This window comes from Priestia megaterium, assembly GCF_009497655.1.
Lineage (GTDB): Bacteria > Bacillota > Bacilli > Bacillales > Bacillaceae_H > Priestia > Priestia zanthoxyli.
Map to the genome: position 1 here is coordinate 44,252 of NZ_CP023319.1, position 16,291 is coordinate 60,542.

A 16,291-nucleotide genomic window follows, 5' to 3' on the forward strand; every position below is an offset into this window, starting at 1 on the left:
AAGAGTTTTTCATTCATCATAAATACATATGTAATACTCATAAAAAAGAAGCGTGTTAACACACATTCCATATCTAGGGACAAATAAGTAACGCTTGAAGAAAGAAATGGAGTAATTCAGTAACTTATAAATTACCTATAAGTAAACGTTTTTTCTATCCGTATTTCCCATTTCTTAATGTAGCAAGTAATTGTTCTAAATTGTATTTTCTCGCAATAGGAAATAAGCTTTTCCCTGGTTCTCCTTCATACTTCTGAAAAAGATCCAATATAATAGGTCGGTTTTCTTCATGAAATTTATCAATTTTGTAAAAGCTTTGTTTAACCAATTTTTCAGTTATTTTTATGTGCATTTGTTTATTCTGTTCTCGTATTAAAAATCGTTCTTTAGATTCTTTAGGGACAACATCTAAAAAAATAATAATATCGGCTTTACTAAAACGTAAATCATACGTATCTAGATATCCCCATCCCTCAACAATCCAACTTGCTGTATTTAACACCTTTTCCAACCTTTTTTTAAAATATCTCTTTCTTTGCCGAATTTGCGTTATTTTTCTCATTTTAGGTTCTCTAAACCACAAATCTAAATGATGGATAGGTATATGTAATTTTTCACTTAACTGTGTAGCTAGTGTAGTTTTACCAGAACAAGAATTTCCTAATATAACAATTTTATACACAAATATCACCTCAATTCATGTATAAAATTAAATCAAGCTATTTATTACCATTTCTATACATTCAATTATGCTCGTTACGTACAAAACATCGTGAATCTTAATTCAAAAAGCTATCCAACAAATGACTTGCTGGATAGCTTTTTAACTGTTACTTATTTTCTTATAACAAATTTAATAGTAACTTGAACCGATTCTCCTTCTATACTAACTATCTGCACAACAGCTGAATCCTCTCCTATAAAGTTTACGTTAGGGATGTAAATAAACTCGCCTGTCTCCGTATTAAGTTTAAATTTACCATTCTTCGTCCCTTTGACGATTTGATATTTAAGAGGTAGGTTTTTGACTGTACAAGCATCGATTTCACCACATATTTTCTTGTTAATGGTTCCTTTTATACATTGATCAGATACCTTTATAGGACATTTACCTTTTGATTTAGTTTTGCGTGGATCTCGCAACGATTTCTTTTTAGTATTAGATTTACCAGGAACTGGTGTGGGTGCCGGCGACACTCTTCTTTCCACGATGAAAGTAAGTGCTGCTTCACTTGAAGCTCCATCCGAATTAGTAACTCTTATAATCACCGTATCGGTCCCCACAAAATTAACATTAGGGACATAAATGAACTGGCCTGTATTCTGATTAATTCTAAACTGGCCGTTTTGAGGACCTGTTATAGCTTGATAAGTTAGTGGTAAAGAATTTGGATCAAAAGCAATGAGCTGACCAGTAGTAAGGGTATTAACAAATAACTTAATTACTTGCCCTACCACATTAGGAGGCTGAGGGTCTCTGCCTACTACAACTGTTACCACTACGAGCAATTCTGTTCCTAAATCATCTCGTACTAATACAGTAAAAGTGTCTGTTCCTACAAAATTAGGTGCAGGCTGGTAGACAAACCTTCCATTGGAATCAACGGTTACGCTACCACTTAAAGGAGCTGTTGCTAGTGTGTAATTTAATGGACGTTCTAGCAAATTAGTTACCTGAATATTACCAACCACTTGAACACCCTGCAAAGTAGCAAAGGTATTATTTCCTGGAGTAATTATATTATTGCTTGCAGTAGAATTAATGGTAACAATTGAAAACGCTTGTTGTCCGTCACTGTTTCTTACAGATACCACAAATTGATCCTGACCAATAAATCCTAAATTTGGTGTATAACTAAACGTTCCATCTGATCGTAGTACAAGTACTCCATTTGTTGGTGGGGTAGCCACAGCAAAGGTAAGAGGTCTTCCAAGTGCATCTGTTGCGATGATTTGGCTTTCAATAATTTGACCAGTTGGTGTGGTTAAAAGCTGATTTTCAACTGTAATTAGATCATTAACTCCCTGAATCAAAACAGTAACACTAGTTGTTGCTGACTGACCAAGATTATTTGTAACAATTACTGTGAAAGAATCTATACCAGTAAATCCTGGATTCGACGTATAGCTAAATGAACCGTCCGGATTAAAATTCACTGTTCCGTTTGCTGGTAGACTCTGAACTTGGTAGGTTAATGGATTACCCAATGCATCCACTGCCGTAACCTGACCGGTAACAGGTTGATTCGTTACTCCTTGAAGCGTAAGAGGGGTAACAACAATGCTATCTTGTTGTTCTTGAACAACTATCCGCACAATACCAATTGCAGAGTCGCCTCTGTCATTTTGAATTAATACAGTAAAACTATCTACTCCAAAAAATGCTGGACTTGGTGTATAGCTAAACGTTCCATCTGCATTTACCACAGCTGCTCCATTGGATGGAGATGCATTTAAAGAAAATCTAATTGGTCTCCCAAGATTATCAGTAGCTGATATCGTCCCTGAGACAGTTACACCTTGCTGAGTCTGTACTGTGATGTCTTGTGGTGTAATAGTACTTTGAACCGGATCAATTATAATTGAAACTGAAGCAATTGCTTGATCTCCTTGATCATTTTGAACCAGAACGTCAAATTGATCTGTTCCACTCACACCAGGAGTCGGTGTATAAACAAACGTTCCATCTGGATTTAAAATAACCGTTCCATAAGCAGGGAGATTGTTAAGGGTGTAGGTTAGTGGCCTATTTAGCTGATCTCGAACTGAAAGTTCACCATTTACACTCTGCCCTTCTACTGTTCGAACAATGGTATTACTGGCTACAATTTGATTAGCCAATTGTGTAACAGTTATTTGAACCGTAGTAGCTGCATTTAAACCCGTTTCGTTTTGAACAGACACTGTAAAAGAATCCGTTCCGACGAATCCTGGATTTGGTGTATACGTAAAAGTGCCGTCTGGGTTTAGTATTAAAATTCCATTCACTGGTCCGCCAAGTAAGGTATAAGTTAATGCTTCTCCTTGTGGGTCAATAGCTACAATACTTCCTGTTACAGGCTGCTGTTCGGTTGTTGATAGTGCTTGATTAGCTACAATTGGCGCCTGTTCTATCGGTCCCTGAGTGACAACAGAAATAGTTGCAACAGCTGTATTGCCAAGAACATCGCTTACAAGTACTTGAAATTGATCTGTTCCAAAGAATCCAGTATTTGGCGTATAGATAAATGTCCCATCTGGGTTAACTATGACAGATCCACTATTTGGATTAGACGTAAGCGTATAAAACAATTGGTTTCCACTCAAATTTGTAGCACTTACTTGCCCAGAAACTGGCGTATTGAATAAAGTCGTTATTTCACTATTTACCACTGAAATTCTGTCTCCTACTACTACTGTCACAACAGCATTAGCAATACTTTGATTTCCAGCTGAATCTATAACAACGATATCGAAGATATCTTCTCCTGTGAATCCAGGATTGGGCGTATAAACTAAAGTTCCATCTTGATTTAATACAACAGTTCCATTTGATGGCGGAATGGCTACAGCATAACTTAATGGAGAGCCTGCTGGATTCACAGTAGCAATAGACCCACTTACAGGTTGATTTGCTAAAGTAGTTAAAGTTAGCCCTTCAGCGCTAATCGGTAAATCTTGAGACTGAACTTCTACAGTAATAGTTCCAAACCCCTGGTTTCCAAGAGGATCTCTGGCAAAAACAGAGAATGAATCTGTTCCTACAAAACTTGGGTTCGGCGTGTACGTAAATGTTCCATCTGAATTAATAATGGCAGTACCATTAAGTGGTGCTAAATTTAGACCATATACTAGTGGATCTCCTTCAGGGTCAAAGGCAGGAACTTGCCCTGTTACAAACTGACCCTGTACAGTTGATAGTGATAAATCTACGACAATCGGTGGTTGGTTCACTCGAATTACACTGATAGTTACAAGAGATTGTGCACTAGCTCCACGACTATCCCTTACCTCCACTGTGAAAGAATCCAAACCAATAAAATTAGGATTTGGGGTATATAAAAAGGTACCATCTGGATTTACCACAGCTGTTCCATTAAAAGGAGTACCCGATAAACTAAAAATGAGTAAGTTATCGTCTGGATCTGTGGCAAAAACTTGCCCACTAATTGCTACATTTTCTATAGTCTGAAGGATAACATCACTTGTAATTGGCGAACTGTTCACGTCGATAACTGTAACATTTACAATAGACACTGCTGTGAGACCTGTTGAATCTTCTACAATAACCGTAAATAAATCTGGACCTACATAATTAGAATTAGGTGAATATATAAAACTGCCATCTATATTTACTACGGCGCTTCCATTGACTGGAGAAGTGCCTAAACGATAAGTGAGCAAATCCCCATTCGGATCGCTTCCTACTACCTGGCCAGTTACAGATTGATTTTCAGGAGTGGTAACCGAATAATTAGGTACAGTGGGTGGCTGTTCAACTGGTATAACAATAACAAATACATTCGTAATAATAAACTGTCCAGCTGGATCGGCTATACGTACAGTAAATGTATCATTTCCAGCAAAATTCTCATTTGGTACATAAGTGAATAACCCTTCTTGATTGATTACGGCTGTTCCATTAGTCGGTAGATCTTGTAAGGTGTACGTCAGAGGATCTCCTTCGGGATCAGTTGCTACGATTTGGCCTGTAACAGGGCTTTCTTCAAAAGTAGTAACCGTAATAACATCTGGACCTACTGGTGGATCATTTACTGGCAGAATCGTAATCGTGATGGTGGAAACGGCTGTTTCTCCTTGGCCGTCGCTTACTACCACACTAAAGCTATCTACCCCGTTGTAATTTTCGTTTGGCGTATACGTGTAGGTCCCGTCTGAATTTACTACCACCGTTCCATTTGCTGGACCTGTCAGTAACCCATATGTTAGGGGATTTCCGTCCACATCTGTTGCCACCACTTGGCTATTTAAACTCGTGTCTTCGTTGATCACAAACTCATAGTTCGGCACCACTGGTACATCGTTCACTGGCGTGACTGTCACAAATACATTTGTCACTATAAATGCGCCCGACGGGTCGCTTATTAACACCGTAAATGTATCCGGACCATTATAATTTCCATTTGGTGTATACGTGAACGTACCATCTGGATTTACCACTGCCACTCCGTTTGTTGGCGGATCTTGTAAGCTGTACGTCAGCACCTCTCCATCTGGATCAAACGCTGTAATTTGACTCGACACTGGCGTATCTTCATTGGTAACCAACGTCACCACCACTGGACCTACTGGTGGATCGTTTACTGGCAGAATCGTAATCGTGATGGTGGAAATGGCCGTTCCTCCTTGGCCGTCGCTTACTACGACACTAAAGCTATCTACCCCGTTGTAATTTTCATTTGGCGTATACGTGTAGGTTCCGTCTGGATTTACTACCACCGTTCCATTCACCGGACCTGTCAGTAACCCGTACGTTAGGGGATTTCCGTCCACATCCGTTGCCACCACTTGGCTATTTAAACTCGTGTCTTCGTTGATCACAAACTCATAGTTCGGCACCACTGGTACATCGTTCACTGGCGTGACCGTTACAAATACATTTGTCACTATAAATGCGCCCGACGGGTCGCTTATTAACACCGTAAATGTATCCGGACCATTATAATTTTCATTTGGCGTATACGTGAACGTACCATCTGGATTTACCACTGCCACTCCGTTTGTTGGCGGATCTTGTAAGCTGTACGTCAGCACCTCTCCATCTGGATCAAACGCTGTAATTTGACTCGATACTGCCGTATCTTCATTGGTAACCAACGTCACCACCACTGGACCTACTGGTGGATCATTTACTGGCAGAATCGTAATCGTGATGGTGGAAATGGCTGTTCCTCCTTGGCCGTCGCTTACTACCACACTAAAGCTATCTACCCCGTTGTAATTTTCGTTTGGCGTATACGTGTAGGTCCCGTTTGAATTTACTACCACCGTTCCATTTGCTGGACCTGTGAGTAACCCATATGTTAGGGGATTTCCGTCCACATCTGTTGCCACCACTTGGCTATTTAAACTCGTGTCTTCATTGATCACAAACTCATAATTCGGCACCACTGGTGCATCGTTCACTGGCGTAACCGTTACTAATACATTTGTCACTATAAATGCGCCCGACGGGTCGCTTATTAACACCGTAAATGTATCCGGACCATTATAATTTTCATTTGGCGTATACGTGAACGTACCATCTGGATTTACCACTGCCACTCCGTTTGTTGGCGGATCTTGTAAGCTGTACGTCAGCACCTCTCCATCTGGATCAAACGCTGTAATTTGACTCGATACTGCCGTATCTTCATTGGTAACCAGCGTTACCACCACCGGACCTACTGGTGGATCATTTACTGGCAGAATCGTAATTGTAATGGTTGAAACCGCCGTTCCTCCTTGGCCATCGCTTACTACGACGCTAAAGCTATCTACCCCGTTGTAATTTTCATTTGGCGTATACGTGTAGGTTCCGTCTGGATTTACTACCACCGTTCCATTCACCGGACCTGTCAGTAACCCGTACGTTAGGGGATTTCCGTCCACATCTGTTGCCACCACTTGGCTATTTAAACTCGTGTCTTCGTTGATCACAAACTCATAGTTCGGCACCACTGGTACATCGTTCACTGGCGTGACCGTCACAAATACATTTGTCACTATAAATGCGCCCGACGGGTCGCTTATTAACACCGTAAATGTATCCGGACCATTATAATTGCCATTCGGTGTATACGTGAACGTACCATCTGGATTTACCACAGCCACTCCGTTTGTTGGCGGATCTTGTAAGCTGTACGTCAGCACCTCTCCATCTGGATCAAACGCTGTAATTTGACTCGACACTGGCGTATCTTCATTGGTAACCAACGTCACCACCACTGGACCTACTGGTGGATCATTTACTGGCAGAATCGTAATTGTAATGGTTGAAACCGCCGTTCCTCCTTGGCCATCGCTTACTACGACGCTAAAGCTATCTACCCCGTTGTAATTTTCATTTGGCGTATACGTGTAGGTTCCGTCTGGATTTACTACCACCGTTCCATTCACCGGACCTGTCAGTAACCCGTACGTTAGGGGATTTCCGTCTACATCCGTTGCCACCACTTGGCTATTTAAACTCGTGTCTTCGTTGATCACAAACTCATAGTTCGGCACCACTGGTACATCGTTCACTGGCGTGACTGTCACAAATACATTTGTCACTATAAATGCGCCCGACGGGTCGCTTATTAACACCGTAAATGTATCCGGACCATTATAATTGCCATTTGGCGTATACGTGAACGTACCATCTGGATTTACCGCAGCCACTCCGTTTGTTGGCGGATCTTGTAAGCTGTACGTCAGCACCTCTCCATCTGGATCAAACGCTATAATTTGACTCGATACTGCCGTATCTTCATTGGTAACCAACGTCACCACCACTGGACCTACTGGTGGATCATTTACTGGCAGAATCGTAATCGTGATGGTGGAAATGGCTGTTCCTCCTTGGCCATCGCTTACTACGACACTAAAGCTATCTACCCCGTTGTAATTTTCATTTGGCGTATACGTGTAGGTTCCATCTGGATTTACTACCACCGTTCCATTCACCGGACCTGTCAGTAACCCGTACGTTAGGGGATTTCCGTCTACATCCGTTGCCACCACTTGGCTATTTAAACTCGTGTCTTCATTGATCACAAACTCATAATTCGGCACCACTGGTGCATCGTTCACTGGCGTAACCGTTACTAATACATTTGTCACTATAAATGCGCCCGACGGGTCGCTTATTAACACCGTAAATGTATCCGGACCATTATAATTGCCATTTGGTGTATACGTGAACGTACCATCTGGATTTACCACTGCCACTCCGTTTGTTGGCGGATCTTGTAAGCTGTACGTCAGCACCTCTCCATCTGGATCAAACGCTGTAATTTGACTCGATACTGCCGTATCTTCGGTTGTAACCAACGTCACCACCACCGGACCTACTGGTGAATCATTTACTGGCAGAACCGTAATCGTGATGGTGGAGATGGCTGTTCCTCCTTGGCCGTCGCTTACTAGTACGGTAAATTGGTCAGTTCCATTAAAGTTTGCATTCGGTGTATAGGTATACATCCCATCTAACCCTACGTTTACTATTCCGTTCACTGGAGCATTTTGTAACGAATAATCCAGCTGATTACCATCAATATCAGTTGCAATTACCATAGAAGTTACAGGTGTGTCTTCGTTAGTCGTCAACTGATAATTTGGAACAATTGGAGAATCATTTATTGGAATAACTGTAACGATAACTGATGCAGTAGCATTTCCTCCTAAGTTATCAGTTATATATACTACAAAAGCATCTGAACCGTTAAAGTTTGCATTCGGTGTATACGTAAATATTCCTGTATTAGAATCAATTGTTACTACTCCATTAATGGGTGGGTTTTCAATAGTGTAAACAAGTGGATTTCCATTTACATTAGTAGCAATTACTTGATTTGTTACTGGTGTGTCTTCATCAGTAGAGATTTGCAAATCCTGTGAAGTTGTAGTTCCGTTTGTTTCAAGGACCGTTACAAAAATAGTCGATAGTGCAGTGGCTCCTTCTGGGTCTGTTATTAATATGGTGAATTGATCATTACCTATGAAATTGTTATTAGGTGTATAAATGAATGTACCATCTTGATTTATGACAGCTGTACCATTATCTGGATTTTGTTGAAGAGTATAGGTTAGAGTAACGTTGTCAGGGTCTGAAGCAGGTATGCTGCTTGTAACAGGAAGATTAATGGTCGTTGTAACAGCTCTATCTCCTCCTACTGGCGGATCGTTTACAGGCACGATTGTTAAGGTCACAGTAGAAAGGGAAGTTCCTCCTTTACCATCTGATACCAGCACACCAAAAGTATCCATTCCGTTATAATTTAAATTTGGTGTATAGGTAAATACTCCATTTGCCCCTAATACAACACTTCCATTTGACGGAGGCGGATTCAGCAAAGTAAATGTCAACGGATCCCCATCTGGATCAAAAGCTGGAATTTGATTTGTAAGAGGTGTATCTTCATTAATTGTAAATGCTAAATCAGCGGTGATTGGAGGGTCATTCACTGGAATTACGTTTATTGTAACGGTCGAAACCGCCGTTCCCCCCTGACCATCTGACACCAATACCGTAAATTGATCTGTCCCATTAAAATCTAGGTTTGGCTGGTAGCTAAATGTTCCATCTCCATTCACCACAGCTACTCCGTTTACTGGCGCAGCCTGTAGCTGATAACTAAGAGGATTTCCATCCACATCTGTCCCTACCACTACTCCTACCACAGGACTATCTTCTTGCGTACTGAACGTGTAGTTCGGCACCGTTGGTGCATCATTCACTGGCGTGACTGTTACCGTCACCGTTGAAACTGCCGTTCCTCCTTGACCATCTGACACCAACACGGTAAACTGATCCGTCCCATTAAAGTTCAGGTTCGGCTGATAACTAAACGTTCCATCCGTATTCACCACGGCCACTCCGTTGCCTGGTGCCGTTTGTAGGCTAAACGTTAACGGGTTTCCATCGGGATCTACCGCCACTACTTGATTGATTAACGTGCTATCTTCCGCAATCGTAAAGCTAACATTGGACGTAGTTGGGGGATCATTGACAGGGATAACGTTGATGGTCACCGTTGAAACTGCCGTTCCTCCCTGACCGTCTGACACCAATACCGTAAACTGATCCGTCCCATTAAAATTCAAGTTTGGTTGATAACTAAACGTTCCATTTGCATTCACGGCAGCTATTCCATTTGTTGGACCATTTTGCAGCTCATAACTAAGAGGATTTCCATCCACGTCCGTTCCTACCACTGCTCCTACCACAGGGCTGTCTTCTTGCGTACTAAACGTGTAATTTGGCACCGTCGGTGCATCATTCACTGGCGTGACTATTACCGTCACCGTTGAAACTGCCGTTCCTCCTTGGCCATCTGACACCAACACGGTAAACTGATCCGTCCCATTAAAGTTCAGGTTCGGCTGATAACTAAACGTTCCATCCGTATTCACCACGGCCACTCCGTTGCCCGGTGCCGTTTGTAAGCTAAACGTTAACGGATTTCCATCGGGATCTACCGCCACTACTTGATTGATTAACGTGCTATCTTCCGCAATCGTAAAACTAACATTGGACGTAATTGGGGGATCATTGACAGGGATAACGTTGATGGTCACCGTTGAAACCGCCGTTCCTCCCTGACCGTCTGACACCAATACCGTAAACTGATCCGTCCCATTAAAATTCAGGTTTGGTTGATAACTAAACGTTCCATCTGCATTCACGGCAGCTATTCCATTTGTTGGACCATTTTGCAGCTCATAACTAAGAGGGTTTCCATCCACGTCCGTTCCTACCACTGCTCCTACCACAGGACTGTCTTCTTGCGTACTAAACGTGTAATTTGGCACCGTCGGTGCATCATTCACTGGCGTGACTATTACCGTCACCGTTGAAACTGCCGTTCCTCCTTGGCCATCTGACACCAACACGGTAAACTGATCCGTCCCATTAAAGTTCAGGTTCGGCTGGTAGCTAAACGTTCCATCCGTATTCACCACGGCCACTCCGTTGCCCGGTGCCGTTTGTAGGCTAAACGTTAACGGATTTCCATCGGGATCTACCGCCACTACTTGATTGATTAACGTGCTATCTTCCGCAATCGTAAAACTAACATTGGACGTAATTGGGGGATCATTGACAGGGATAACGTTGATGGTCACCGTTGAAACCGCCGTTCCTCCCTGACCGTCTGACACCAATACCGTAAACTGATCCGTCCCATTAAAATTCAAGTTTGGTTGATAACTAAACGTTCCATTTGCATTCACGGCAGCTATTCCATTTGTTGGACTATTTTGCAGCTCATAACTAAGAGGATTTCCATCCACGTCCGTTCCTACCACTGCTCCTACCACAGGGCTGTCTTCTTGCGTACTAAACGTGTAATTTGGCACCGTCGGTGCATCATTCACTGGCGTGACTATTACCGTCACCGTTGAAACTGCCGTTCCTCCTTGGCCATCTGACACCAACACGGTAAACTGATCCGTCCCATTAAAGTTCAGGTTCGGCTGATAACTAAACGTTCCATCCGTATTCACCACGGCCACTCCGTTGCCCGGTGCCGTTTGTAAGCTAAACGTTAACGGATTTCCATCGGGATCTACCGCCACTACTTGATTGATTAACGTGCTATCTTCCGCAATCGTAAAACTAACATTGGACGTAATTGGGGGATCATTGACAGGGATAACGTTGATGGTCACCGTTGAAACCGCCGTTCCTCCCTGACCGTCTGACACCAATACCGTAAACTGATCCGTCCCATTAAAATTCAAGTTTGGTTGATAACTAAACGTTCCATTTGCATTCACGGCAGCTATTCCATTTGTTGGACCATTTTGCAGCTCATAACTAAGAGGATTTCCATCCACGTCCGTTCCTACCACTGCTCCTACCACAGGACTGTCTTCTTGCGTACTAAACGTGTAATTTGGCACCGTCGGTGCATCATTCACTGGCGTGACTATTACCGTCACCGTTGAAACTGCCGTTCCTCCTTGGCCATCTGACACCAACACGGTAAACTGATCCGTCCCATTAAAGTTCAGGTTCGGCTGGTAGCTAAACGTTCCATCTGCATTTACCACGGCCACTCCGTTGCCCGGTGCCGTTTGTAGGCTAAACGTTAACGGGTTTCCATCAGGATCTACCGCCACTACTCGGTTGATTAACGTGCTATCTTCCGCAATCGTAAAGCTAACATTGGACGTAATTGGGGGATCATTGACAGGGATAACGTTGATGGTCACCGTCGAAACCGCCGTTCCTCCTTGGCCATCTGACACCAATACCGTAAATTGATCACTTCCATTAAAATTCAAGTTTGGTTGATAACTAAACGTTCCATTTGCATTTACTACTGCTACTCCATTTGTTGGCCTATTTTGCAGCTGATAGCTAAGAGAATTCCCATCTACATCGGTCCCTACGACTGCTCCTACCACAGGACTGTCTTCTTGCGTACTAAACGTGTAATTTGGCACCGTCGGTGCATCATTCACTGGCGTGACTATTACCGTCACCGTTGAAACTGCCGTTCCTCCTTGGCCATCTGACACCAACACGGTAAACTGATCCGTCCCATTAAAGTTCAGGTTCGGCTGGTAGCTAAACGTTCCATCTGCATTCACCACGGCCACTCCGTTGCCCGGTGCCGTTTGTAGGCTAAACGTTAGCGGGTTTCCATCAGGATCTACCGCCACTACTCGGTTGATTAACGTGCTATCTTCCGCAATCGTAAAGCTAACATTGGACGTAATTGGGGGATCATTGACAGGGATAACGTTGATGGTCACCGTCGAAACCGCCGTTCCTCCTTGGCCATCTGACACCAATACCGTAAATTGATCACTTCCATTAAAATTCAAGTTTGGTTGATAACTAAACGTTCCATTTGCATTTACTACTGCTACTCCATTTGTTGGCCTATTTTGCAGCTGATAGCTAAGAGAATTCCCATCTACATCGGTCCCTACGACTGCTCCTACCACAGGGCTATCTTCTTGTGTAGTAAACGTGTAGTTTGGCACCGTCGGTGCATCGTTCACCGGCGTTACTGTCACTGTTACTGTCGAAACGGCCGTGCCTCCCTGACCATCTGAGACCAACACGGTAAACTGATCGCTTCCGTTGAAATTTAAATTGGGGGTATACGTGTAACCTCCACTATTAGTTACGGTAACTGTTCCGTTTGTTGGTGGAGATTGTAATTGGAAGGTAAGTAAGTCACCATCTACATCTGTAGCTTGTATCTGACCAACTAAAGGGGTATCTTCATTAGTGATAACTGCATAGTTTTGAGTAACAGGATTATCGTTTACAGGCGTATTGATTATGGTAACTACAGAGGTAGCTGTTCCTCCTTGCCCATCGTCTACAATAACTGTAAATTGATCCGTTCCGTTAAAGTTTAAATTTGGGGTATAGACAAATTGACCATTAGGATTAACAGTTACTATTCCATTAGTCGGCCTCGTACCAACACGATAAGTTAGAGGATTCCCATCAATATCACTGCCAATGACTGTTCCAATAGCTACAGTATCTTCAGGGTTTGTAATAGTATAATTTGGAACTGTGGGAGGAGTGTTAATAGCTGTTACACTATTGACAGGAGAAGCACCTGATCCTGTTAATACGTTTCCTGGTGTACTTTCAAATTGGTAATTAATAAAAACTTGATTGCCAAGAGAAGAGATTGATGTTAGAGGGCCAGCTACTCTAACCTGATATGTCAAAACCCGAGTTTGATTAATATTTAATGTACCAAGCGACAAACCATTTCGGATATCTGCATTTGTCTGAGTAACTCCATCCACTTGCAAACTATTAGGAATAAAGGTTGTTGCTGAAGACAATGGATCTGTAGCTATTAGAACATTGGCCGAAGCTGTGCCGGTATTACTTACTTGGACTGTATAAGTAATAATATCTCCTGTTCGAGCAGATGTAGCATTAGCAGACTTCGATACATTTAAAACAGGCGCATTAATATCTACTTGAAGAGCTAAAGCACTAATAACGTAAGTATCTCCATTTGTCGTCCCACGTACGACGGCACTGGTTTGGTTATTTGATAACCGAGCTGAGACGTCAATATTGGTAATATCCCACCCCTGCCTAGCACCCGATAAGCTTCCTCCGGGTGTGCTATTTAAACTGCCAAATTGTCCACTTGTATCTAATACACCACTATCATTATTAATTTGAGAAGCAAAAAAGTTATTTATAGGATTATTCGGTCCCGAAACTGGTTGCAAAGCTGCAACCGTAGGGCCGAATTGGAGCTGATCACCTACTATAGCTGAATCCCCTTCAATAGCACTTACTAATAATCTACCATTTACTGTTCCTGTAATAGGTGTACCAAATCCAGTTACAGCTGCAGTAGAGCTTCCTGTAGATGAACTGGTCAATTCTGCTCCAACAAAAATAGACAAGTTTCGAGATTTCTGTAACGGATCAGCATATACTACGGCCAATGTCCACCCAGCTGCATTTGCATTGTTTTCTGTTGTACTTTGTGTTCCAGGAACACCCTGTACTGAATACGTACCTGCTTGAGAAATCAAATTTGTCACGTTTGCACTGCGCACATAATAAAAGCTTGAAGTCGTTAAGGTAAAACGTGTTGCTGTATCTGGCTGCACACTAACTGTTCTGATAGGAGTAATAAAAGTCACAGCGTTATTTAAAGCTGCGCTAACATCTTCTCCACCATAAAGATAGCTTCCACCCCATATTAATTCTGCATAAAGAATTTGAGTAGTGCTAGATGGGAGTCTTAAAACTGCACTAGAAGAGTTTTGCAGATAATTTGCCGTAGTTCCTGTAGGAAACGATCCATCTATGGAGCTTGGATTTACACTGAAAAAAGTTCCTATTGAGCCTGCTGTTCCAGGAGCATTAGCATTGGCTTGCTTATTTAAGCCAAAAGTGTTTCCTGTAAATGTAACAGCCCCATTAGCGTTGGTTAAAAACCGATTAACATATGGCATTTACTCACCTCTGATAACAAAATAAATCGTAACAGTATATGTAAAGTACCAATAGAAATGTGTATATAGACCCGTCTTATTTTGGGTACAAAAGATAATATTTTTCAGATTGTTAAATCGTAACAACGCTCGTTCTGACTTAAAATATGTATAAATAATATTATCTGTTTTCTAATTTAGGAGTCTAAAAAGTTATAAAAAATCCTACTCCCACCGTTTCGCTGAACTTCTTTTCTACGCTCAATCACAAATATTCCTCTAATCGTTCCAAAAAAATAAGCTGCAAAGTTAGTTTTTATACGATTGCTTTTATAAGCAAAAACAGTCTCTTTAAACGCTTGAACAGGAAGGAAACTTAAATCTTCCAGGGGCTTTTCTAAACAACTCGCTTTGTAAGCTAATCGGACTTTTCTCCATAAATCATAAATATCATCTGCACATGAAAAAAAAGGTGTTACAGCATTTTTAAAAGATTTTGGTATGTAAGATGGTACATAATCAGACGAGAGTTTAAAATTAACATCACTACGTATATATTTATTTAAATCTTTTAAAGATAAATTATAGGTAGACTGTTTTTTTGTGTCTTTACTCTTACTCTCCCAAGCGTTCTCAGTATTTTCTGTTTTAACATCTGCTTCAACATTAGACTCTAAGTCAAGCTGTAAATACTTAACCCAGTGATTAAAAAAAGGGTGGTTCACAAATAAGTGCACTGGATTTCCCTTTCCATTGTTACGAGGGCAACGACGATATACAGTAATAATTTGTCCTTGTTTTCGTAGTTCTTTTAAATGACGATCGATTGTTCCTTTTGACTTTTCGTAGGTTTTACCTAAATATGTACTACCAGGAAAGCAAAATCCTTTTTCTGCAGCAAACCAACAAAACCGGTCTAAAGCTTTTCTAGTTCCTTCGTGGAGACGGTAAAATTTCTCTCCGTAAAGGTTGATAATTTCTTTAAGTAATTTTCGTTTCATTGATTGATGTTGAGAACGGTTTTCTATGAAACTCTGATAATTTTTCATATAATCAAATTCTTCTGTCGTAAGCATACGCGTAGTAGACATTAGTCTATCCTCTCCTTTTTAGGAACAAAAAAAGACATCGCATCCCAGAAAATAGGAAAACGATGTCGGATTTTTTGATAGACTACGCCCTTGAAATAAATTTAATTATCCGATAAAATAAAGGCGTAACTAAATTTATGTATTAGGACTTCGACAGGTGTTTTCCCTAGCTGTTTTAGGGTGAACGGTGTAAGGGTGTTGGCGCACCACTTGCACACGTTGGAGTCTTTTTATATTCCGCACTGTTTTGGTGACTCTATTATACCGTCTATTAATCTTATAATTCAATAAGAATTCGTGAACTCCTCATAAAACCTCTGTAGATCTCTTTACTTATGATTAAAAATGTCTTCGCTTGGATATACTGCTAATGTTCTAAAAACCTCACTCCAAATGGATTCCTTTACTTAATTATTAATCTTTGAAGTTATAAAGTAAAAAAACAACTACTCTCTTATGTTGTTTTACTGTTTTATATATTGTTTTATATATTTGTTTTATTGTTTTATTGTTTTAGAGGGCCTATAGACACTGATATTACAAGGTTTATAAGCCTAAACTATCACTAATTTTGC

3 protein-coding genes are annotated in these 16,291 nt (G+C 41.4%); all 3 read right to left on the reverse strand.

The annotated features are described in order from the left end of the window. Positions 1 to 154 precede the first annotated feature (154 nt). A complete protein-coding gene (locus CEQ83_RS26755; RefSeq protein ID WP_049166418.1) occupies positions 155 to 682 on the reverse strand; it encodes a P-loop NTPase family protein in 528 nt (175 codons plus the stop codon). 152 nt (positions 683 to 834) lie between these two features. Then, positions 835 to 14,646, reverse strand: coding sequence for a tandem-95 repeat protein (locus CEQ83_RS26760; RefSeq protein WP_155017646.1), 13,812 nt, complete (start codon positions 14,644 to 14,646; stop codon positions 835 to 837). A 176-nt stretch (positions 14,647 to 14,822) separates the two neighbouring features. Continuing rightward, complete coding sequence (locus CEQ83_RS26765) at positions 14,823 to 15,716, reverse strand: transcriptional regulator (RefSeq protein WP_049166422.1); 894 nt, start codon at positions 15,714 to 15,716, stop codon at positions 14,823 to 14,825. Positions 15,717 to 16,291 lie beyond the last annotated feature (575 nt).

What these genes read in the sequence shown, in the direction of transcription:
- CEQ83_RS26765 (WP_049166422.1), bottom strand. Translation starts at nt 15,716, where the DNA reads ATGTCTACTACGCGTATGCTTACGACAGAAGAATTTGATTATATGAAA.
- CEQ83_RS26760 (WP_155017646.1), bottom strand. Translation starts at nt 14,646, where the DNA reads ATGCCATATGTTAATCGGTTTTTAACCAACGCTAATGGGGCTGTTACA.